This window comes from Hymenobacter plasmatis, from assembly GCF_020711255.1.
Taxonomy (GTDB): domain Bacteria; phylum Bacteroidota; class Bacteroidia; order Cytophagales; family Hymenobacteraceae; genus Hymenobacter.
In genome coordinates, this window is sequence record NZ_JAJFAW010000007.1 from 120,332 (window position 1) to 140,223 (window position 19,892).

At 60.6% G+C, this 19,892-nt stretch carries 19 protein-coding genes; 10 read left to right on the plus strand and 9 right to left on the minus strand.

Annotated features, from left to right (window positions below; genetic code table 11):
- Nucleotides 1-300, minus strand: coding sequence for a DUF2695 domain-containing protein (locus LJ738_RS07160; protein WP_227785626.1), 300 nt, complete (start codon nucleotides 298-300; stop codon nucleotides 1-3).
- A gap of 114 nt (nucleotides 301-414) precedes the next feature.
- The gene (gene serS / locus LJ738_RS07165; RefSeq protein ID WP_227785627.1) at nucleotides 415-1,692 is read right to left on the minus strand and encodes a serine--tRNA ligase; all 1,278 of its coding nucleotides are present in this window, start codon (nucleotides 1,690-1,692) and stop codon (nucleotides 415-417) included.
- A 444-nt stretch (nucleotides 1,693-2,136) separates the two neighbouring features.
- Here serS and rho point away from each other — a divergent pair, with 444 nt between their 5' ends.
- Entirely contained in the window at nucleotides 2,137-4,470 is a 2,334-nt protein-coding gene (gene rho, locus LJ738_RS07170) for a transcription termination factor Rho (protein WP_227785628.1), read from the plus strand.
- A 230-nt stretch (nucleotides 4,471-4,700) separates the two neighbouring features.
- Complete coding sequence (locus tag LJ738_RS07175) at nucleotides 4,701-5,375, plus strand: DsbA family protein (protein ID WP_227785629.1); 675 nt, start codon at nucleotides 4,701-4,703, stop codon at nucleotides 5,373-5,375.
- Nucleotides 5,376-5,585: 210 nt separating this feature from the next.
- Here LJ738_RS07175 and LJ738_RS07180 read toward each other — a convergent pair whose 3' ends face one another.
- From LJ738_RS07180 to LJ738_RS07190, 3 genes are all read right to left on the minus strand, one after another.
- Nucleotides 5,586-6,212 carry a hypothetical protein gene (locus tag LJ738_RS07180; protein WP_227785630.1) on the minus strand — a complete coding sequence of 209 codons (627 nt, stop codon included), beginning with the start codon at nucleotides 6,210-6,212 and terminating at the stop codon, nucleotides 5,586-5,588.
- A gap of 87 nt (nucleotides 6,213-6,299) precedes the next feature.
- Nucleotides 6,300-7,172 (minus strand): UbiA family prenyltransferase, encoded by an 873-nt coding sequence (locus tag LJ738_RS07185; protein WP_227785631.1) that lies wholly within the window; start codon nucleotides 7,170-7,172, stop codon nucleotides 6,300-6,302.
- Between the two features lie 85 nt (nucleotides 7,173-7,257).
- The gene (locus LJ738_RS07190; RefSeq protein WP_227785632.1) at nucleotides 7,258-8,067 is read right to left on the minus strand and encodes a class I SAM-dependent methyltransferase; all 810 of its coding nucleotides are present in this window, start codon (nucleotides 8,065-8,067) and stop codon (nucleotides 7,258-7,260) included.
- Between the two features lie 612 nt (nucleotides 8,068-8,679).
- Here LJ738_RS07190 and LJ738_RS07195 point away from each other — a divergent pair.
- The 7 genes from LJ738_RS07195 (at nucleotide 8,680) to LJ738_RS07225 (ending at nucleotide 15,473) form a co-directional block, all read left to right on the plus strand.
- The gene (locus LJ738_RS07195; RefSeq protein WP_227785633.1) at nucleotides 8,680-9,360 is read left to right on the plus strand and encodes a hypothetical protein; all 681 of its coding nucleotides are present in this window, start codon (nucleotides 8,680-8,682) and stop codon (nucleotides 9,358-9,360) included.
- Entirely contained in the window at nucleotides 9,357-9,650 is a 294-nt protein-coding gene (locus LJ738_RS07200; RefSeq protein WP_227785634.1) for a winged helix-turn-helix domain-containing protein, read from the plus strand. The genes LJ738_RS07195 and LJ738_RS07200 overlap by 4 nt, the downstream gene beginning before the upstream one ends.
- Nucleotides 9,651-9,729: 79 nt before the next feature.
- A complete protein-coding gene (locus LJ738_RS07205; protein WP_227785635.1) occupies nucleotides 9,730-11,388 on the plus strand; it encodes a DUF4153 domain-containing protein in 1,659 nt (552 codons plus the stop codon).
- A gap of 74 nt (nucleotides 11,389-11,462) precedes the next feature.
- A complete protein-coding gene (locus LJ738_RS07210) occupies nucleotides 11,463-11,684 on the plus strand; it encodes a hypothetical protein (RefSeq protein WP_227785636.1) in 222 nt (73 codons plus the stop codon).
- Between the two features lie 340 nt (nucleotides 11,685-12,024).
- The gene (locus tag LJ738_RS07215; RefSeq protein WP_227785637.1) at nucleotides 12,025-12,417 is read left to right on the plus strand and encodes a hypothetical protein; all 393 of its coding nucleotides are present in this window, start codon (nucleotides 12,025-12,027) and stop codon (nucleotides 12,415-12,417) included.
- A gap of 103 nt (nucleotides 12,418-12,520) precedes the next feature.
- Nucleotides 12,521-12,928 carry a hypothetical protein gene (locus LJ738_RS07220; protein ID WP_227785638.1) on the plus strand — a complete coding sequence of 136 codons (408 nt, stop codon included), beginning with the start codon at nucleotides 12,521-12,523 and terminating at the stop codon, nucleotides 12,926-12,928.
- Nucleotides 12,929-13,076: 148 nt separating this feature from the next.
- Entirely contained in the window at nucleotides 13,077-15,473 is a 2,397-nt protein-coding gene (locus LJ738_RS07225) for a transglycosylase domain-containing protein (RefSeq protein ID WP_227785639.1), read from the plus strand.
- 46 nt (nucleotides 15,474-15,519) lie between these two features.
- On the opposite strand, the gene LJ738_RS07230 is transcribed toward LJ738_RS07225, so the two are convergent.
- From LJ738_RS07230 to LJ738_RS07245, 4 genes are all read right to left on the minus strand, one after another.
- Entirely contained in the window at nucleotides 15,520-16,539 is a 1,020-nt protein-coding gene (locus LJ738_RS07230; RefSeq protein ID WP_227785640.1) for a DUF1259 domain-containing protein, read from the minus strand.
- A gap of 248 nt (nucleotides 16,540-16,787) precedes the next feature.
- The gene (locus LJ738_RS07235; RefSeq protein ID WP_227785641.1) at nucleotides 16,788-17,723 is read right to left on the minus strand and encodes a TIGR01777 family oxidoreductase; all 936 of its coding nucleotides are present in this window, start codon (nucleotides 17,721-17,723) and stop codon (nucleotides 16,788-16,790) included.
- A 116-nt stretch (nucleotides 17,724-17,839) separates the two neighbouring features.
- On the minus strand, nucleotides 17,840-18,499 hold the full coding sequence (folE, locus tag LJ738_RS07240; protein WP_227785643.1) for a GTP cyclohydrolase I FolE: 660 nt from the start codon (nucleotides 18,497-18,499) through the stop codon (nucleotides 17,840-17,842).
- Complete coding sequence (locus LJ738_RS07245; protein WP_227785644.1) at nucleotides 18,492-18,899, minus strand: 6-pyruvoyl trahydropterin synthase family protein; 408 nt, start codon at nucleotides 18,897-18,899, stop codon at nucleotides 18,492-18,494. The genes folE and LJ738_RS07245 overlap by 8 nt, the downstream gene beginning before the upstream one ends.
- Before the next feature lie 267 nt (nucleotides 18,900-19,166).
- Here LJ738_RS07245 and LJ738_RS07250 point away from each other — a divergent pair, with 267 nt between their 5' ends.
- Nucleotides 19,167-19,874, plus strand: a complete 708-nt coding sequence (locus LJ738_RS07250) for a hypothetical protein (RefSeq protein WP_068192515.1) — start codon at nucleotides 19,167-19,169, stop codon at nucleotides 19,872-19,874.
- Nucleotides 19,875-19,892 lie beyond the last annotated feature (18 nt).

The window sequence follows — 19,892 nt, forward strand, 5'->3', positions numbered from 1 at the left end:
CTAAATGTTTTCGAACTCCTCTTCAACGTTGGCTAATGCCTCACAGTCGCAGTATCCACCGTATTCCGACAACCAAAGCTTGATGGGTTCAAATGCCAGCCCCTCTGCTTCGGCGAATTGCTTGGTTAAGCGCAATGTATCGTCGCATCCATGCTCAGTCAGTTCTAGGTCTAAATAATCAAAGTATGCGACCAGCTTTTCCTTTGGCATAGGAAGCGACGCGAGCTTGCCGGCCTTGGCTTCAGCATTCAACTGATTTTGCAAGGCTTTCCGGCGTTGTTTTTCTTCTTGGGATGGCATGACCTATTCGACCTTAAAATGGTGACGCTGCTTAGTGGTAACGCTCTGCGATGAAAAGCAAGAAGGCCCGGCCTATGTACTGACCGGGCCTACTTTTAATAAAATTCAGTTCAATTACAGCTCAATTCGCTCGAAGCCGCAGTAGCTCTGCAGCACCAGCGGCAGGTCGATGCCGGTGCTGGTCTGGTTGTTTTCCAGCAGCGCGGCCACGATGCGGGGCAGGGCCAGGGCCGAGCCGTTGAGCGTGTGCAGCAGCTGGGTTTTGCCGCCGTCGGCGCGGTAGCGGCACTTGAGGCGATTGGCCTGGTAGGTTTCGAAGTTCGACACCGAGCTTACTTCCAGCCAGCGGCCCTGGGCGGCGCTCCACACTTCGAGGTCGTAGGTGAGGGCCGAGGTGAAGCCCATGTCGCCGCCGCAGAGCCGCAACACGCGGTAGGGGAGGTTGAGCTGTTGCAGCAGGCCTTCGACGTGGGCCAGCATGGCTTCCAGGGCGTCGTAGCTCTGGTCGGGCTCCGTGATTTGCACGATTTCTACCTTGTCGAACTGGTGCAGGCGGTTGAGGCCGCGCACGTCGGCGCCCCAGGAGCCGGCCTCGCGGCGGAAGCAGGGCGTGTGGCCGGCCATGCGCACGGGCAGCTTGTCGACGGGAATGATTTCGTCGCGGTAAATATTGGTCAGCGGTACCTCGGCCGTGGGGATGAGGTAGAGGTCGTCCTTGGCGTCGTGGTACATCTGGCCTTCCTTGTCGGGGAGCTGGCCGGTGCCATAGCCGCTGGCCTCGTTCACCAGAATCGGGGGCTGCATTTCGGTGTAGCCGGCCGCGCGGGCTTCGTCCAGGAAGAAGTTGATAAGGGCGCGCTGGAGCCGGGCGCCCTGGTTTTTGTACACCGGGAAGCCTGCGCCCGTGATTTTGTTGCCCAGCTCAAAATCGATGATGTCGTACTTTTTAATCAACTCCCAGTGCGGCTGAGCGTCGGGGCCAAGGTTGGGCTTGCTGCCGTGCTCGCGCACCACCTCGTTGTCGGCGGCGGAGCGGCCTTGGGGCACGCTGGCGTGGGGCAGGTTGGGGAGCTTATAAAGGAGCTGCTGCTGCTCTTTTTCTACTTGGGCCAGCTCGGTGGCGGCGGCTTGGGTGTGCTGCTTGAGCTCGGCGGTGCGGGCTTTGAGGGTTTCGGCACCAGCTTTATCGCCCGATTTCATGAGGCCCCCGATTTGGCGGGCCAGCTCGTTGGCTTCGGCCTGGGAAGCGTCGTGCGTGGTTTGAAGCGAGCGGCGGCGCTGGTCCAGGTCGAGGATGGCAGCGACGTCGGCGGGGCCGTTGGCGTAATGTTTTTTGGCAAGGCCAGCCAGCACAAGCTCGGTCTGGTCGCGGAGAACGGAAATCTGCAGCATAGGGGGCGTAGTGGAATGCGGGCAAATGTCGGAAGTAAAACCGGGCGGAACCACAGGCTTGTTGCCGTGGGGCTTGCGAAGCTTGCCGCAACTTATTTTGCGCCAGCCGGTGTTAAACCTTTGCCATCAAGTATCCGATTTGGCGGTTTGCCCGTAATGCGCTAACATTGCGCTAGCAACCGGCCGCCGTGGCAGGAACCGCGGACCTCAGTGTTCGCCTCCGGCCCGTCTTTTGCTGATTACCCAGCGGTCCCCTTTCGCACCTCATTTCTTGCTTATTCCATTGCGCGCCGCGCGCTGCTATACTTTATAGCCCGCGTTTCCTGCCAATGCTTTATCGCGGCCTGGCCGCTTTCGTGCCGTAGCTGGCTTTTGGGCCCCCAAGCGGGCCCCCTGGGCAGCCAGCCCCTCGCTTTAAGCCGATGTTTCTCCCTTATTCCCTTTATGCACACCATTAACGAGTTGAAGGACCGGCTGCTGTCCGACCTCAAAGAGATTGCCGAACAAATGAATGTGGGCAACTTCAAGCGGCTCAGCAAACAGGATTTGATTTATAAAATCCTTGACCAGCAGGCCCTGACCCCCGGCGCCGCCGAGCAAGAAGCCCCCGCACCGGCCCTCGCCGCTGCGGTAGCCCCCGCCGAAGCGCCCGTGGCTGCCCCGCCCCGTGCCAATGGCAACAAGCCCGGTGGCCGCCGCCCGGCCCCGAGTACGGCCGAGCAACCCTTTTCGGACGTAGCACCCCCGGCAGCCAAAGCCCCGGCCCGCCAGCCGCGCGAGCCGCGCCGCGAAGCTGCTGTGGCTCAAGCTGCCCCCGCCGCCACCGTGGAAATATTGGACCCTATCGAAGGCTTGGCCTTGGTGCCGGCCCAGGATGCCACCGGCGCCTCCCTGGCCAACGAGCCCGTGCCCGCCGCACCTGCCACCGAACCCAGTGCCGACGCTGCCCCCAGCGCCGACCAGCAGATTAACGGCGTTGAGCAGCTTAACGGTGCTGAGCAGTCTGAAACCAACAACGCCGGTCGCCCCGAGCGCCCGCGCCGGGAGCGGGTAGACCGCGCTGGTCGCCCCATCACGGAGCAGCGCGCCGCCGAAATGGCTGCTGAAAAAGCGGCTGCCGAAGCTGCCGCCGCTGCCCAAGCCGCTGCTGCTCCCTCCGAAAACGGTGCTGATGGCCGCGATAATGGCCGCGAAAGCCGCCGCGAATTCGGTGGCAACGGCTTTGCCGACCGCCGCGAGAACCGCGCCGACCGGTTCGAGCGCGACAACCGCGAAGTGCGGGATGGCCGCGACCAGCAGCGCCCCCGCAACGACCAGCCGCGCGAAAACCGCGAGCCCCGTGAACCGCGGGAGCCTCGCAACGACCAGCCCCGCGACAACCGGGAGCCGCGCGAACTGCGCAACGACCAGCCCCGGGAGCCGCGCAACGACCAACCCCGCGAGAATCGCGAAGGCCAGCCGCGCGAGCCGCGTACCGACCAGCCCCGCAACGACCGCGACAACCGCAACCTGACCCGCGAGGAGCGCTACGCCCAGCGCGACCTGCAGCGCCAGCAGCGCGCCCTCAACCCCGACGGCACGCCCCGCACCGACCAGCCCCAGCGTGAACCACGCGAACCCCAACAGCCGCGCGAGCCCCAGCGCCCCGCCCGCCAAGACCTCGACCTGGTGGTGCCCGGCGGCGGCACGTTTGAGCTGATGCCCGACGGCGGCTACGGCTTCCTGCGCTCGCCTTACTATAACTACCTATCCTCGCCCGACGACATCTACGTGTCGCCGCAGCAGGTGAAGCAGTTCGCCATGAAGCCCGGCGACACGGTGATTTGCACCATCCGGCCGCCGCGCGAAGGCGAGAAATACTTTGCCCTGGTGGGCGTAGACAGCATGAACGGCCGCACCGTGGAGGAAGTCCGCGACCGGGTGCCGTTCAGCCACCTCACCCCGCTCTTCGCCGACCAGCGCATGAAGCTGAGCACGAAGTCCAGCCAAATCAGCACCCGCGTGCTCGACTTGTTTGCGCCCATCGGCAAGGGCCAGCGGGGCCTGATTGTGGCCCAGCCCAAGACCGGTAAAACCGTGCTGTTGCAGGAAGTGGCCAACGCCATTTCGGAAAACCACCCCGAGGTGTACCTGATGATTCTGCTCATCGACGAACGTCCCGAGGAAGTAACCGACATGGCCCGCACCGTGAAGGCCGAGGTGCTTAGCTCAACCTTCGACGAAACGGCCGACCGCCACGTGAAAATCGCCGAAATGGCCCTCGACAAGGCCCGGCGCCTCGTGGAGTGCGGCCACGACGTGGTAATTCTGCTTGACTCCATCACTCGCCTGGCGCGCGCCTACAACACGGTGCAGCCCAGCTCGTCGCGCATCCTCTCGGGTGGTATCGACGCCGGCGCCCTGCAAAAGCCCAAGCGCTTCTTCGGTGCGGCCCGTAACGTGGAAGGCGGCGGCTCGCTCACCATCATCGCTACGGCCCTCATCGAGACCGGCTCCAAGATGGACGAGGTTATCTTCGAGGAATTCAAAGGCACCGGCAACATGGAACTGCAGCTGGACCGCAAGTTGGCCAACAAGCGCGTGTTCCCGGCCATCGACATCCCGGCTTCCGGCACCCGCCGCGAAGACCTGCTCATGAGCAAGGACGAGTTGAGCCGCGTGTGGGTGCTCCGCAAGTTCATGTCGGACATGACCGCCACCGAGGCCATGGAATTCCTGAAGGACCGCATCAAAGGCACAAAGGACAACGAGGAATTCCTCATTTCCATGAACGGCTAAAACCCAAGCCTGCTTCCAATAAAAAAGCCCGTTGCATCACTGCAGCGGGCTTTTTTGATAGCTAATAATCGGCACTTAGTCATTTAATAACATAACGACTAGCAAACCAGCGGCCGGCATTTTAAATTCAACAATCGGAATATAAATTACTGAGGAGTTGAAACCGTCGCCGCACAATGGCCCTGCCGGCGCCGTGAAGGCGTAATTTTGGCTCAAATAATTTTGACGCCATGGCCACTGCTGCTCCCGCCAACCTCCCCGAACTGCTCTACATCCAGGACCCGCTCTGCGGCTGGTGCTACGGCATGAGCCCGGTCATCAACCGTGTGCAAGCCGAGTTTGCGGGCCGGCTGGATGTGTCGGTGCTCTGTGGCGGCATGGCCACCGGCGAGCATGTCGGGCCCATTGCCGAGACCTGGAGCTATATCCAAAACGCCCTGGCCGATGTAGAAAAAGCGACGGGCGTGGAGTTCGGCACTGCTTTTAAGGTCTTGGCCGAGGAGGGAAGCTACGAGTACAACTCGGAGCCGCCGAGCCGGGCCATTGTCGCTTTCCGCCAAATTACCCAGGACCCGGCCCGCACCGTGGCCTTCGCCCACGCCGTGCAAGCCGCCCTGTTCCGCAACGGCAAAGACCTAAACGACCCCAGCGCCTACCACGCCCTGCTGGCACCCTTCGGCGTCGACATCACCGAGTTTCAGCGCCGCTTTGACGCGCCCGAAACGGCCCGGGCCACCCAGCAGGAATTCGCGGCCGTAGCCCGCATCGGCGTTCAGGGATTTCCGACCAGCGTGGTGCGCATCGGGGAGCAGGGCTATGTGCTGGCCCGCGGCTACCAGTCCTATGAGCAGGTGCGGCAGGGGCTCGAGCAGCTTCTCGGTGACGCCGCGCTTAATGAGGAATGAACGAACAACTCCCCTCCTTACCAAGGAGGGGATGTTTGAGTTTAGCTCAAACGGGGGTGGTTGCCCTCGTTGAACGACACCCGAACGAGTTGGGCTGGAATCGTTCGCCCATCGTGAAACGATTCAACCACCCCAGTTGCCGCAGGCGCGGCAACATCCCCTCCTTTCTAAAGAGGGGAGTTGTTCGTTCATTCCTCATTAAGCCCAGCGTTAAAGTCGCACTACCTGTTTTTTTAGGGGCGACCACGCAATGCTGCGCCGGTCTTCCTTGCCCACCAGGTACGTGAAGCGAATGCTTTCGGGCCGTTTGCGCAGGTCGTTCCAGGTGGCGTGGTCGGGCGCTTCGGGGCCGGTGGGGTAGGGGGCGGCAGCTGGCACGGCCGGGCTGGAAAATTGGGCTGGCCGGAAGAACTCCCGGATGCGCCGCCGCACAAAGGCTTCGCGTTCGGCCGGAGTGACGGTCGAAGTTTTCATCTCGTAGACCATGGGCGCTTCCAGGTCGACGGCGCTGAGGCTTTCCCGAAAAATCACTTGCCCGTCGGCCGTGGTGATGGTGAACGTGGCGGTTCCCTCCAGTACTGATGGGCCCCGCAGCACCAGGCGGAATGCGTCGGGCTTGCCGCCCGGCTGGCTGAACATGTGCGCCTGCTGCGCCGTGACCAGGGTATCGGCTTGGGCGCTTACGGCGGCCGCGCGGCTGGTATCGGGCGGCGGAAGGGCCGAGGTATCGGGTTTGTTCCGGTCGGCAATGCGGGAAATACTGCCCTCGTGCACGGCAGAGGGCGTCGAATTACAGGCCGCTAGCAGCGGCAGCACGGCAAACCAGGCGAAACGCATAGTATATGGAGCTAAGGCTACAATGAATGGCTCAAGGTACGTGGCAAGCCGGTAGAAGGTGGCCTACGAGCTAGCCGCTCAAGCAACTCAACGCCAGAGCAGCATGGCCACAAACGCGGCACTCAGGCACAACGACGACACTTGGTTCATGCGCATGGTGTGCTCGAAATTGGCCGCCCGCTCGTCGTGCCACACCTGCCAGGCCCAGCGGCTGAACATCCACACGACCGGCCCGGTGGCCACCAGAAATATCAGGAGCGGCCGTATTTCCTGACGCAGCCAGTAGGCCAGGCCCAGCGTAGCTGCCCCCACCAGCAGCCCCACCGCTGCAAACACAAACGTGCCCCGAACTCCCAGCCGCAAGCTCAGGGTGCGGTCACCGCGCCGGGCATCTTCGTCGTGCTGGTACACTTGAGTGAGCGGATAAGAGCCGCACAAAAACAGCGTGCTCACCAGTGCCAGCAGCAGGTTGGTTTTGTCGCTGAGCTGGACCCAGGAAGCCCCGGCGCCCACTTGCGTCATCAAAAAAGTGAAGGCCCCCTGGAACAGCACCACTACCAGTGTGCTCAGCAGGGGGTATTTTTTGAGCCGGATGCCGTCGTAGCTATAGGCTTTGGAAATCAGCAGATACAGCACCACCAGCGCCGCGAAAGGCAGCGAAAGCAGCGCGGCTCCGGCCACGGCCAGTGCATCGAACAGCCACACGAGGTGCAGCAGCTCGGGCGTCACTTTCGGGGGCGCCTTGAGTCCGCCAATGCTGCCCTCGTCCTTGTCGTAGTAGGAGTTGTAGCCGTTGGAGGCCGGGTAGGCCAGCAAATGCAGCACCACAAACACCCCGGCGGCTTTCCACCCGCTCCAGGGCCCGCGCAGGGCGCTCAGCCCAAACCAGAACACGGGCATGAGGTAAATGGAAAACGGGATGCGGAGCAGCGGCAGCGCCTTTTTGTAAGCAGTTAGCAATTAACAGTAGGCAGTAAGCAGTGTGGAGATGGACAAAGGTTGTTGAAAACAGCGGACTAAACGTGACGACAAGCATTGCACACTGCTAACTGTTCACTGCTAACTGGTTTTTGACCGGCCAGCCTACCAGGAAAGTGACCTTCGGGCCCCACCAGTGCCGTTTTTTGCCGGCTTGCCAAGTGAATTGCTGGGTAGGGTCGGCCTGTTGGGCCAGGGCAAGCAACTCCTGGGTCGAGTACATGCGCAGCAGCGAGACGGAGCCATCCCAAATGGTGCAGAGCGGAATGAGCGGGATGAGGTAGGTAAACACCAGGCGGCTGAGGCGAAACGGCCGGAAAAACGGAGTGACCAGGAGTTGAGCTACCGGCAGCACCGTCCAGGCCAGCAGCAATTCAGCCCAATGCTTGCCGGCGCCTTCGAATACGCCGATGCCTGTATTGGCCTGCACGGCATCGTGCAGCAGGGCCTGGGCCGCGGCGGGAGGGAAATGGTGAAAAGCGGAAAATACGACCCGAAAGCCCGTGAGGTGCGCGGGCACACCCAGGGCATTCACGGAGGCCGGCTCGTGGCCGATGCGGCCCTGAGTGCGGCTGGCAATGTGAGCCCAGGCGGCGGGCTGGGGGTAGAGGTCGGTAAGCGTCACGGTGACGTCGGCCAGCCCTTCGGCTTGCAGGGCGCGCCATACGGTTTCGGTGCCGCCACCCGCGCCGGCGCCGAGTTCAAGCAGCGCGGTTTGGCCGGTGCGGCGCAGGCCTTCGGCCAGCAGCGGCGCGATGGGCCGGTAGGTGCCCAGCGCGGAAATCATGAACCGCAGGTAGTCCATCATCCCGGCCCGGATGACGGTGGGGAACCACGGCAAGTCTTCAAATTCAAACAGACGAAGGCGGAGGCGCATGGCCCAAGGATACGCAGAAATGGCCGGTGCCGACGATTCTTGCCAATCGAAGCGGATACACTTTCTAAGCCACCGATTATCTAACTCTAAAGATTACTTACTGAAAATCTAGCTCATCACGGTTAAAAAGATGTTTGTGATATACCAGATAAACAGAGAATAATGCGCCGGGCAGGTAAACCCATCCCCCAAATCGGATTAGCGCGTCAGCAGGAAGGTCTGTAAGTGAGCGTATGAGAAAATATGCAAATGCATAAAAAATGATAACTATGGTTGCAGACCCAGCCAAGCGCCGATTGTAAGCCGTTATACTGAATACCCTACGGAAAGCAGGCACAGTCATCGGAATCAGCGGGACAGAAGCTATTGCCGCGCAGATACTTTCCATTAATGTGATGTAGGAAGCGTCTGGAAGCTCTCTCAAATTTAGTAAGAGAAGGCAACTAAATGCCCCTAGTACATTCGTGGATAGCCATAATAAGCAAGCTTTTTTCCAAGTGCTGGGTGATGTGGAGAGGTCGCGATTTCCCATATCGGAAATAAATTTTAGACTGGCTGGCAAATGTACCAGCACTTTTCTCCAACTTTGCAGTCCAAAGCACTTCGAACACTATGAAGCCCGCCGCCAATCCTGACCCGCTTGCTCAGCTCACCGAAATCCGCGCCATCATGGACCGCAGCTCGCGCTATTTGTCGCTGTCGGGGTTGAGCGGGGTAGGGGCCGGGGTAGTAGCGCTGGTGGGCGCCGCGGTGGGGCACTTCTACCTGAAAAGCCATTATGCCGACGGCTACCTGCACCTAATGCAAGGCTCGGTGCAGGAGCGGCGGGCGGCGCTGCCGTTTCTGCTGTTGCTGTCGTTTGTGATGATAGGGGTGGCGCTGCTGGTGGCGTATTTCTTTACCCAGCGGCGCACCAAGCACGACGGGCAACCGATGTGGAACGGCCCGGCCCGGCGCCTGGTGGCGTCGTTGGCGGTGCCGCTGGTGGTGGGCGGGCTGTTTTCCCTACGGCTGTACCTCGGCGGCGATGCGGCCATGGTAGTGCCGGGCCTGCTGATTTTTTATGGCCTGGCGCTGCTCAATGCCAGCAAGTTCACCCTGGATGAAATCCGCTGGCTGGGGCTTACCCAGATTGGGCTGGGACTGGTGTGCATGCTGCTGCCCGGCTGGGGGCTGCTTTTCTTTGCGCTTGGCTTTGGCCTGGGCCACATTGGCTACGGCCTGGTTATGTACAACCGCTACGAGCGGCCGGGCACGGCCGGCGCGGCGGCTAACTCCGCAGTTGTCCGGTGAAGCACCTCATCCATACGCTCAATAAGGCTTTCGACCACCGCGTGCGGCTGGGCGTGATGGCCGTCCTGATGGCCAACGAATCGGTGAGTTTCAACGACCTCAAAGAGGTGCTCGACCTCACCGATGGCAACCTGGCCAGCCACGTGGCCGCCCTCGAAAAGGCCGAATACGTCCACGTGAACAAGCAATTCATCGGCAAGAAACCGAACACCACCTACACGGCCACTGCCGCGGGCAAGGCCGCTTTTCAGCAGCACCTCACCACGCTGGAGAAGCTGCTGCGCCCCTGAAAAACGAACAAAGGATTCAATACGCTCTTTTTTTTGCCGGTTCACTTTGAAACGCAAAGTTCTTTAAAATAACTCAACCATGACAGATTTAGCCCAACCTTCTGCGCCGTGGCCGGCTGGCCAATCGGCCCGTCCGGTATCGCCGGCTGCTATTGCGGCCGCGGCTCCCACTTATGCTCCGCTCAGCATGGCTCAAAAGCTGCTGCTGCCGCTGGGTGCCCTGCTGTTCGACTGGCTGTTTTGGCTGGAAAAAGGTGGGCCGAATATGCTGGTGTTCACTGTTTTTGTGGTGGCGGCGCAGCTCGTGCTATTGCCAAGGGTGGCGGCGGTGCGGCACTCGGGCTACTTCTGGCTCATGGTGGGCGGCAGCCTGTTCAGCGGGGCAATGATGGCGGTGTACGGCTCGGCCGTGGCGGCGCTGGCCTGCCTGGCCTCGGTGCTCCTGCTGTTGGGCTACGTCAACCAGCCGCACCTGAAGCTGCTGCCCTACGCCTTGCTCACGGCGCTGGGCAGCGTGGCGCAGGCGGGGCCGCGGGTGCTGCTGGGGCTGCGCGCGCCGCGCAATGCCAGTGGCAGTGTGCGCCGCGGGTGGTTTTATGCTCGCATGTTGGTGGTGCCGCTGGTGGTGCTCGGGGCGTTCCACATCCTGTTTGTACTGGCCAACCCGCGGTACGAGGCGCTCAGCAGCCGGACCTTGGCGGCGGTGGCCGACTTTCTGCTGTGGCTGCTGCCGGAGGTGTCGGTGGCCCATCTGGTGTTTTTCACGCTGGGCGTGCTGGTCACGGCTGGGGTGGTGGTCATGGTGCCGGTGTACCTGTTTGCCGACCACGAATCGCGCTTTGGCGAATTCATCCGGCGGCAACGCGACCGGGTGGCTTCGTTTGCCGTGCGCCGGCCCAATTTCCAGCATCGCACCACCCGCGCCCTGGATTTGCGCAAGGAGTTTGTGGCGGCTGCGGCCGTGTTCGGGCTGGTAAATGCGCTGCTGCTGGTCGTCAATGCCATCGACGTGAACTGGCTGTGGTTTGGCTTCGTGCCCAAGCCCGGTTTCGACCTCACGCAGTTTGTGCACGAGGGCACCTACGTGCTCATCTTCAGCATTCTGCTGGCCATGGGCATCGTGCTCTGGTTCTTCCGCCGCAACCTGAACTTCTACCAGCCCGGGCTGCCGTGGCTGCGCTGGGGCGCCACGGTGTGGGTGCTGCAAAACGCGGTGCTCGCCATATCAGTTGGGCTGCGCAACTACTACTACATCCTGCATTGTGGCCTGGCCTACAAGCGCATCGGGGTGTGCTTCTTTCTGCTGCTGGTATTCTTTGGGCTGGGCACGGTGCTGCTCAAAATCTGGCAGCGCCGCTCGGCCTACAGCCTGATTCGGCTCAATTCGCTGGCTGCCTACGCCGCCCTGCTGCTTTTGGCCGCGGGCAACTGGGAAGTCTGGATTGCCAGCTACAACCTGCAGCCCCGGTTTCGCAGCATCGACATCGGCTTCCTGCTGGACATGCCCGGCCGCGTGCTGCCCACGTTGGTGGCCCACCGCGAGTTGCTAAACCACACGCCCCAGCTCACTGCCGACACCGGTAATGGCAGCGCGGTAATAATTCCGGCCGCCGACGCCCAGCGCCGCCTCGATGCGGCCGTGGCCAGCTGGAAGCACCGCTACGAAGCCCACCCCGACTGGCAGGGCCGCACTTACTCCGACTGGCACACCTACAAGCAGCTAACCGGGAACCAGTAGCCCTGACTGTCAGTGTTCTATGGCTTACAACTTGAGCCGTCGCCATTAATCCTCTCCAAACCCACCTCAATCCAATGACTTCCCTTCCTCAAATTGCCCTCACCTTGCTGGGCCTGCTGTTTTGCGTCGGCGATGTAGCCGCGCTGGGCTTGGTGCTCACCTGGCAAGAACGAGCGCCCACCCCAGCGGCCAGGCGCCAGCGCTTGGTGCGCGGGGTCTTGCCCGCCACAGTGGTGCTGCTGGGGCTGTTGCTCCTGGCCTTTACCCAACTCATGCTGCTATGGTCCAGGCAATAGCCAGCATTCTTCGTGCTTTGGCTCAGAATTGCTCGCGGGCATTGCCGTGTGCCTGTTTCGGTTATTCCTGATTAGTTGTCTCGAAACTGGAGAGCTGGTATTGGACTAATCGGGTGAAGAAGCGCTGCGCAGAAATAGGCTCTAAAAGAGATACTGCCCATGAGAAGCTGAGCCAATGAGCTGCCTAAGGCATAAACAGTCAATGGCTCTGGCTCAAGAGCAAAACTGCGGCTTAAGGCCCCGAACAATGATTAATCCAAGTTAATTGTTTAGTTTGGTGCCCCGTTGGGCTTCCCAAAATGAGAAAGGCCCGTGACGGCTTCATGCTTGCCTTTGCCGTATGCCCCGTACGTTGCTTTTGGTTGTGCTCTGCGTTGGCCTGCTCATTGAGCTAGCACTGACGGGAGGTGCTTTTTTTGCTCCCGCTTTCACCCTGGCCCAATTTGGGGTGAAATACGGCCCCGAAACTGCTTTTCTAACCTATATCGTGGCCTGGCTGCTGCTGTTTGTGTCGTTGGCCGCCTTGGTGGCAGCGGGCCAAGTGTGGCAGCGGCGGCCTAGCTACGCTACATGGTGTTACCTGCTGGGCTTGTGGTGGATAGCCATCGGAATTGGCATTTATTATACTTTCGGAAAACCTGACAATTTATTGCTCGATTCCGTAAAAGGACTGCTCATTGTGATACTCACATGGCGCTGCCAGTCCACGCGCATGATGACTCGCCGTTACTAGCGGCATATCAGTATATTGGCGGCTCAACGGTTACTTTGTTCCTGTTAGCCCTATGCCCACTTCTCACTTGCACCCGCTTCCATACGCTCCAAAACTTTCGCGCTTGGGCCGGTTCTTGGCTGGTGCGCAAGTGCTGAAGGAGACGTTGAGCATCATTTTTTTGGGGCTGCCGCTGGTGAAAGAAGCGCCCTTGGTGCTGCTGTCGGCGTTGCCCGGCGTGGCACTCTATCTGTTGCACTGGCAGCTCACGTTGGGCCGGGTAGGGCGGGTTTTTGCCACGGCCGTGTGGGCCCTGACGCTGCTCGATGAGCTCTGGGGCCTGATATTGTTTCAGGAGCTGGATTCGCCCACCCGGGGCCAAATCCGCATGCTGTACTGGAGCTATTTTCTGGGGCTAGGCATCATTTTGCTGGCTTTGGGTGAGTTGGGCTGGCGCTGGCAGCGCCGCCGGGCCAAGGCCCGGCGCAATGTGCACCACCAGGCCCTGCTGGCGGGCCGGCAGCGGCAGTAGGGGCGGGGCCGCGCGCAAAACGCAATTTTGCGGGGTCGCCATTCCCTACTCCTGACCTTTTGAGGTGGGGGGCTGGTATATTTGTCCTTCCTCGCAGCGGGGTCGTACCCGGAAGGGATTCGTTCCTGTTTACCACACGTTGCCTCGCATGGCCGACCTCAAACCGCCACTTACCTCTCCTGCTACCGGCACGAAACCGAAAAAGCGCCGGCGCTGGCCGCTGCGGCTCACCAGCTGGGCCTGGGTGCTCTTTGGCTTTGTCGTGATTCTGTTTCTGGTGTACCCGTTTTTAGTGAGCACCAATTTTATGTTCCTCTTCGGCAAGTCGCCCAGCCTGGGCGATTTGGAAAACCCCAAAGTGGAGCAAGCCTCCGAGCTATACACCTCCGACGGCGTGCTGATAGGCAAGTACTTCCGCGAAAACCGCTCGCCGGTGCCGCTGAGCAAGATGTCGCCCTTGCTGGTTAAGGCGCTGATTGCGACCGAAGATGTGCGCTTCTACGAGCATTCCGGCATCGACCTGCAGGCGGTGGTGGGCGGGGCATTTTCGTCGCTGCGCGGCGACAAGCGTGGCGGCTCCACCATCACGCAGCAGCTGGCCAAAAACCTCTACAAAATCCGTCGCCAGCAGAGCCGCGGGGCGTTGGGCTACATCCCGGTGGTGAGCACCATCGTGGCCAAAACCAAGGAATGGCTCACCGCCGTTGACTTGGAGCAACGCTACACCAAGGAAGAAATTCTGCGGATGTACCTCAACACCGTGGAGTACGGCTCCAGCGCGTTCGGCATCAAAGTAGCGGCCAAAACCTTCTTCAACACCTCGCCCGACAGCCTCAAACCCGAGCAGGCCGCCATGCTGGTGGGCGTGCTCAACAACCCCACGGCTTATAACCCGCGCTTTCATCCGGCGGCTGCGCTGCGCCGCCGCAACGTGGTGCTCGACCGCATGGGCCACGCCGGGGTGCTGCCCAAAAGCGAGATTGCGGCCCTCAAAGCCACGCCGATTGTGCTCGATTACCACGTCGAGAAGCACATCGACGGGCCCGATACGTACTTCCGCAGCGCCATCAGCCAGTTTGTGGATGCCTGGTGCGACAGCACCGGCCACGATATGTACCGGGATGGCCTGAAAATCTACCTCACCATCGATTCGCGCATGCAGGCCCACGCCGAGGAAGCCCTGCACGAGCGCATGAAGGCCCTGCAGCGGCAGTTCGACAACTTCTGGCGCAACAAGGGCAAGAACCCGTGGGTGGACGATGAGGGCAACGAAATACCCGACTTCATCGAAACCCAGATGAAGCGCACCGAGGGCTACAAGACCCTCGCCAACCGCTACAAAAACCAGCCCCAGCGCCTGGATTCGGCCTTGCACGCCAAGCGGCCCATGAAGGTGTTTACCTGGAAGCACGACGATAACGATACCACGTTGGTAATGTCGCCGCTCGATTCGCTGGCTTACTACAAGCACTTCCTGCAATCCGGGATGATGAGCATGGACCCCTTCACCGGCCAGATTAAGGCCTGGGTGGGTGGGCTCGACTACCGCTTTTTCCAGTACGACCACGTGAAGCAGGGCAAGCGGCAGGCCGGCTCCACCTTCAAGCCCTTTGTGTACCTCACGGCCATCGACAACGGCTACTCGCCCTGCGACCGCATTCAGGACAAGCGCGTGACCATCAACTACGTGGAAAACGGCCAGCCCATGGAATGGAAGCCCGACAACGTGACCCGCGAGTACACCGGCATCAACATGACCCTGCGCCACGCCATGGCCCGCTCCGTAAACTCCGTAACGGCCCAACTTACCGAGAAAGTGGGCTGGGAGAACGTGGCCAAGTACGCGCACAAAGTCGGCATCACGAGCCCGCTGCTGGCGGTGCCCAGTATTGGCCTCGGCTCGGGCGGCGACGTGAGCGTGTTTGAAATGGTGAATGCTTACAGCACCTTCATGAACACGGGCTTCCGCAGCGAGCCGCGCCTGGTTACCCGCATCGAAGACCGCAACGGCAACGTCATCAAGCAGTTTGACCCCGTGCAGAAGCGCGCCATCTCGGCCGAAACCGCCTGGCTGATGACCTACATGCTGCGCGGCGGCATGGAGGAGCCCGGCGGCACCTCGCAGGCGCTGTGGGACTACGAACTCTGGCGCAACAACAACCAGATTGGCGGCAAGACCGGCACCACCTCGAACTACTCCGACGGCTGGTACATGGGCATGACCAAGGACCTGATGACCGGCGTGTGGGTGGGCGGCGAAGACCGCAGCATTCACTTCACGGGCTCGCAGCAGGGCGAAGGCGGCCGCACGGCTCTACCCATCTTCGGCAAGTTCATGGAGAAGGTGTACCGCGACAAGGAATTGGGCTATACCCCGGGCCCATTTCCTAAGCCCACCGTCAAGATTGTCAAGAAATACAACTGCGTCTCGCCCAGCGAGCCGCGCCGTCGCGCCGAAGCCGTTGACACCATCGCTGCCGACAACCTGCTCGAGCGCATGAACAGCGCCGGCGGCGGGGTGCCCGACAGCCTGCCCCGGCGGTAGTAGCCTCCTACCGTGGGAAGCCCGCATAAGCAGCATGAGCTTCGGCCTAGTGCTGCATATGCGGGCTTCCCTCTTTTTTGCCAAGTTCGTTTAGCGCCGCCCGGAAGCCTTGGGCCAGCTGCGCGGCCGGGCCACGCCCGTAGTAGTGCAGAAACATCATGCGGGGCTGGTCGAAGAGCATGTGGTTGTGCACGGCCACCACTTCCAGGTTGTTTGCCCGTAAGGCTTTGATAACGGGGTTAACCTCACGCTCCAGCATGGCAATATCGCCGGCAATGTGCGCATCGGCCTGCTTGCCCGCAAATGCCGCCCAGGAATTCAGCCCAATGGCGGCCGTCATTTCCGTGCCCATCATCACGGACTGCAAATCGGCGCGGCCCACAGTGTACTTGTAAGTTGAGCCATTTACAGTGCCCTGGTACTTCACTATCTGGTCGAGCACAGCTAGGTCAAACAGCTCTTTGCCGGTTTGCGCAGCGGCTGGAGTGGTGTTGTTGCCCGGTTGGGCCGCCGTAGTTGAGCTGGATTGCGGCTGGTTGGCCGGCAGCAGTTTGGAGTTTTTCAGCGTAGCGGCATACTTCCGGGCCAGCTCGGCGGGGCTGCCCATGCCATGGATATGCATGTAGAAGATGCGCGGCTCCTCGTAGAAAAAGTGGTTGTGAAGGGCGCCTACTTCCAGGCCATTGGCGTGGGCGGCTGAGATGAGCGGGTTGACTTCTTCCTGCAACAGCACGGTGTCGCTCATAAGCATCGCCGACTTGCCATCCAACGTGTGCTTAATGGCCACCCAGCCGCCAAATCCCAGGGCCGTGGGTACCGGCTCGCCCTTGATGGTTATTTTCAAGTCGTTGCGGGGCAGCGGCGTGGTGTGGGTAGCCTGCGCCTCCACATAGGTGCCTTTCTTGCCCATGGCGGCTTCAATGGCCGCAATGTCGGCCGCACTCAGCGGAGGCGTCTTGCCTGGGGTAGCTGGTTTTGCAAACGCAGTTACGGGGCCTAGCAGTAGCGGGGTAGTTGCCAGTGCCGTGGTCTTGAGCCAATCGCGACGGGAAAATTGAGCATTCATGGTCAGGGTCAGTTTAAAGCCCTCTTGGCTTGGTCTGCTCCCTTGATTTCAACCAGCAGCCGTAAGGAATGGGACTGCTTCCTTGTACGGTTCGACAAGATTTTAGTCAGCGGCTGCCTGAAAATCTAACCGATAGCTACCCTGCTAATTCCCTGAATTGAGCTGAAATCCCTGCTGGCACCCCGCGCTTTTTAATCACTCTGTCAGTAGCGAACTAAGTGATAACCCTGTGAGGAAGCTAGGTGCATCTACACCGTCTCCCCATACAGCGCATCCAGCGCGCCGCGCAGCTCCGGGTACTCGTAGGTGAAGCCCTGCGCCAGCACCTTGTCTGCGCTAACGCGCTGCGAGGCCAGTACTATCTCACTCATCTCGCCCAGAGCCAGCTTCAGGCCAAAGGCGGGCACCTTGGGCAGCACTAGGCGGCGGTGCAGCACTTGGGCCAGCGTTTCGGTAAACTGCTGGTTTGTGACGGGGGCGGGGGCCACGGCGTTGTAGGTGCCGCGCCAGCTGTCGTCGTCTATCATGGCCATGATGAGGCGGCAGAGGTCGTCGAGGTGAATCCAGGACATGAATTGCTTGCCGCTGCCCAGGGCCGCGCCGGCGCCCAGCTTCATGGGGCGCGCCATTTGGGGCAGGGCCCCGCCCTCCGTGCTCAACACAATGCCGATGCGCGGAATGACCGTGCGGATGCCCAGGGCCGCAATGGGCTCGGTGGCCAGTTCCCACTGGTGGGCCACATCGGCCAGGAAATCGTGGGTGGGCAGGCCGGGCGGCGTTTCCTCGGTGAGGATGGTATCGGCTGTGTCGCCGTACACGCCGATGGCCGAGGCCGAGATAAAGGCCTTCACGTGGTGCGTTTGCTTGGCCAGCTCGCGGTGCAGCAGCGCCAGGCCCCCCAGCCGGCTGGTCATGATGTCGCGCTTGCGCTCATCGGTCCATTTGCCATCCGAAACGCTGGCCCCGGCCAGATTCACGATGTAATCGGCATAGGGAATTGCGGCCTCGTCGATGGTGCCGGCCTGCGGGTCCCAACGGAAGCTGCGAAAGTGGTTGCTCTTGGTGGGCTCCCGGCTGAGCAGTGCCACTTCGTAGCCGCTGTCAATCAGCATTTCGGCAAGGCGCGTCCCAATGAGACCGGTGCCGCCGGTAATGAGGACTTTGCGAGGAGAATTTTCGGTCATGGGGGATTATTGCAAGCTAGTGCAAACAAAGGTAGAATGGCCGCCGTACGCCGCCGCTTTCCCTGCCGGTGGGGCGGTGCGGCCGTTCCAGAACATGAACCTACAAAGGCGCTGGCTTACTTGCCAATCTGACGCAAAAACTCGCTCCGTAGCGCTTCATCAGAGGCAAAGCGGCCCCCGTATTCGCTGGTTAAAGTGGAGCTGCTCGTGTCGTTGACGCCGCGGCTCATCACGCAGAGGTGGTCGGCTTCAATGAGTACGGCCACGTCGTCAGTGCCCAGGCTCTGCTTGAGCTCCTCGGAAATCTGGCGGGTTAGGCGCTCCTGCACCTGCGGGCGGCGGGCATAGTACTGCACCACACGGTTGAGCTTGCTCAGGCCCACGACGTGGCTGCCGGGCAGGTAGGCCACGTGGGCCTTGCCGATGATGGGCACGAAGTGGTGCTCGCAGCAGGAAAATAGGGTAATGTCGCGCTCGACCAGCAGCTGGTGGTAGCCGTAGCGGTTCTCGAACAGGCGCACGTCGGGGCGGTGCTTGGGGTCAAGGCCCTTGAACCACTCCTGCACGTACATCTTGGCCACCCGCCGGGGCGTGCCAGCCAGGCTGTCGTCGGCCAGGTCCAGCCCCAGCTCCCGCATGATGGCCTCGAAATGGCCTGCGATGGCCTCAATCTTCGCCTCGTCGGCTTTGTCAAAGGCGTCGTCGCGAAGAGGGGTGCGCAGACTACTCGGGAGGTGCGCGTCGGTTGCCGGAGCCAAGCCGGAGAGGTTATCCATGGTATTCTACAAAGTTACGGTCCGTCTCATAGAGCGTGACCGAAAGGGCAAGGCCGCCGTCCAGGTGCGGGCGCAGGCGCTGCCAAATTACCACGGCGATGTTTTCGGCCGTGGGGTTTAAGTTACGAAACTCTTCTGTGTCCAGGTTCAGGTTGCGGTGGTCGTAGCGGTCCAGCACCTCGTGCTTAATAAGGTCGCTGAGCCGTTTCAGGTCATAAACGTAGCCCGTTTCCGAGTCCACCGGCCCGGTCAGGCGCACGGTCAGGTTATAATTATGGCCGTGGTAGTTGGGGTTGTTGCACTTGCCAAACACCCGGGTGTTCTGCTCGGCACTCCAATTGGAGTTGTGCAGGCGATGGGCGGCATTAAAGTGCTCGGTGCGGCAAACGGTAACTTGCATAGAGGCCTACAACCGGTACCAGGCGAGCTTTGTTGCAGCTGGCCATGGCGAATTGCCCGCCAGATATTTAGCGCTGCAAAAATATTGGAATTTATAAAAGCAATAATATGATTTAAGGAATAAAAATGGGGTTATTCCCAAAAAAGTAGCACCCGGAAGAATTTGGATAGAAGAAAGACCCTAAATTTGAAATGCCAGACAACGGCATCGTTTCAATTCGACTTTTTTCTCGCCCATTTTTAAAGCTTTCATAAAATTATTATTTCCATGAAACAAAGCCTACTCATCCTGCTCGTTGTATTCTTGGCTACACTGGGCGGTTACGCACAGCGGTCACCTGTGGACGAATATGATATGTCGATTAACAACGTGCCCCGCACGGGCCAGCGCGTGAGCGTGCAGCTCGACAACAAGCGCGTAGAAGCCGCTTGGCTCAAGCAGCTCAGCGAGAAGTTTGGCAACAAGCTAAAGAACACCAAAGGTGTACTAACGCTGGACGGTATCATCATCGAAGAAATTGCACCCACCCCGATTCGGGTTATCAGCAAGGTGGACGCTACGCCCACCGGCACCACCGTATGGTGGAGCATTGACTTGGGCAACGCTTACCTCGCCAAAGAGAAAACGCCGGTGCAGTGGAAGTCGGCCGAGAAGTACCTGAAGGACTTCGCCCGCATGATGTACCGCGAAGACATCGTGTCGCAGATTGCCGAAGCCGAGCGCGCCCTGGTAGCCTCGCAGAACAACCACATGGCCGTGATTGAGAAGTCCAACACCATCAAGAAGGACATCGAAAAGAACAAGGCGCGCAAAATTGAAATCCAGCAGATGCTGGCCGCCAACGCTGCCGAACTCCAGCAGTTCAATAACCTCATCGATGCGAACCTGAAAGAGCAGGAAGCCGCCCGTGGTGATATTGTCAACATGCGCGTGGCCCTGGAGGCGGTGAAAGACCGCATGACCAAGATTGAGTAGTCTTCGATAGGTCTCGAA

Excerpts from the sequence above, each read along its gene's own strand:
- LJ738_RS07160 (WP_227785626.1), bottom strand. The coding sequence starts at position 300 with ATGCCATCCCAAGAAGAAAAACAACGCCGGAAAGCCTTGCAAAATCAG.
- serS (WP_227785627.1), bottom strand. The coding sequence starts at position 1,692 with ATGCTGCAGATTTCCGTTCTCCGCGACCAGACCGAGCTTGTGCTGGCT.
- rho (WP_227785628.1), top strand. The coding sequence starts at position 2,137 with ATGCACACCATTAACGAGTTGAAGGACCGGCTGCTGTCCGACCTCAAA.
- LJ738_RS07175 (WP_227785629.1), top strand. The coding sequence starts at position 4,701 with ATGGCCACTGCTGCTCCCGCCAACCTCCCCGAACTGCTCTACATCCAG.
- LJ738_RS07180 (WP_227785630.1), bottom strand. The coding sequence starts at position 6,212 with ATGCGTTTCGCCTGGTTTGCCGTGCTGCCGCTGCTAGCGGCCTGTAAT.
- LJ738_RS07190 (WP_227785632.1), bottom strand. The coding sequence starts at position 8,067 with ATGCGCCTCCGCCTTCGTCTGTTTGAATTTGAAGACTTGCCGTGGTTC.
- LJ738_RS07195 (WP_227785633.1), top strand. The coding sequence starts at position 8,680 with ATGAAGCCCGCCGCCAATCCTGACCCGCTTGCTCAGCTCACCGAAATC.
- LJ738_RS07205 (WP_227785635.1), top strand. The coding sequence starts at position 9,730 with ATGACAGATTTAGCCCAACCTTCTGCGCCGTGGCCGGCTGGCCAATCG.
- LJ738_RS07210 (WP_227785636.1), top strand. The coding sequence starts at position 11,463 with ATGACTTCCCTTCCTCAAATTGCCCTCACCTTGCTGGGCCTGCTGTTT.
- LJ738_RS07215 (WP_227785637.1), top strand. The coding sequence starts at position 12,025 with ATGCCCCGTACGTTGCTTTTGGTTGTGCTCTGCGTTGGCCTGCTCATT.
- LJ738_RS07225 (WP_227785639.1), top strand. The coding sequence starts at position 13,077 with ATGGCCGACCTCAAACCGCCACTTACCTCTCCTGCTACCGGCACGAAA.
- LJ738_RS07230 (WP_227785640.1), bottom strand. The coding sequence starts at position 16,539 with ATGAATGCTCAATTTTCCCGTCGCGATTGGCTCAAGACCACGGCACTG.
- LJ738_RS07235 (WP_227785641.1), bottom strand. The coding sequence starts at position 17,723 with ATGACCGAAAATTCTCCTCGCAAAGTCCTCATTACCGGCGGCACCGGT.
- folE (WP_227785643.1), bottom strand. The coding sequence starts at position 18,499 with ATGGATAACCTCTCCGGCTTGGCTCCGGCAACCGACGCGCACCTCCCG.
- LJ738_RS07245 (WP_227785644.1), bottom strand. The coding sequence starts at position 18,899 with ATGCAAGTTACCGTTTGCCGCACCGAGCACTTTAATGCCGCCCATCGC.
- LJ738_RS07250 (WP_068192515.1), top strand. The coding sequence starts at position 19,167 with ATGAAACAAAGCCTACTCATCCTGCTCGTTGTATTCTTGGCTACACTG.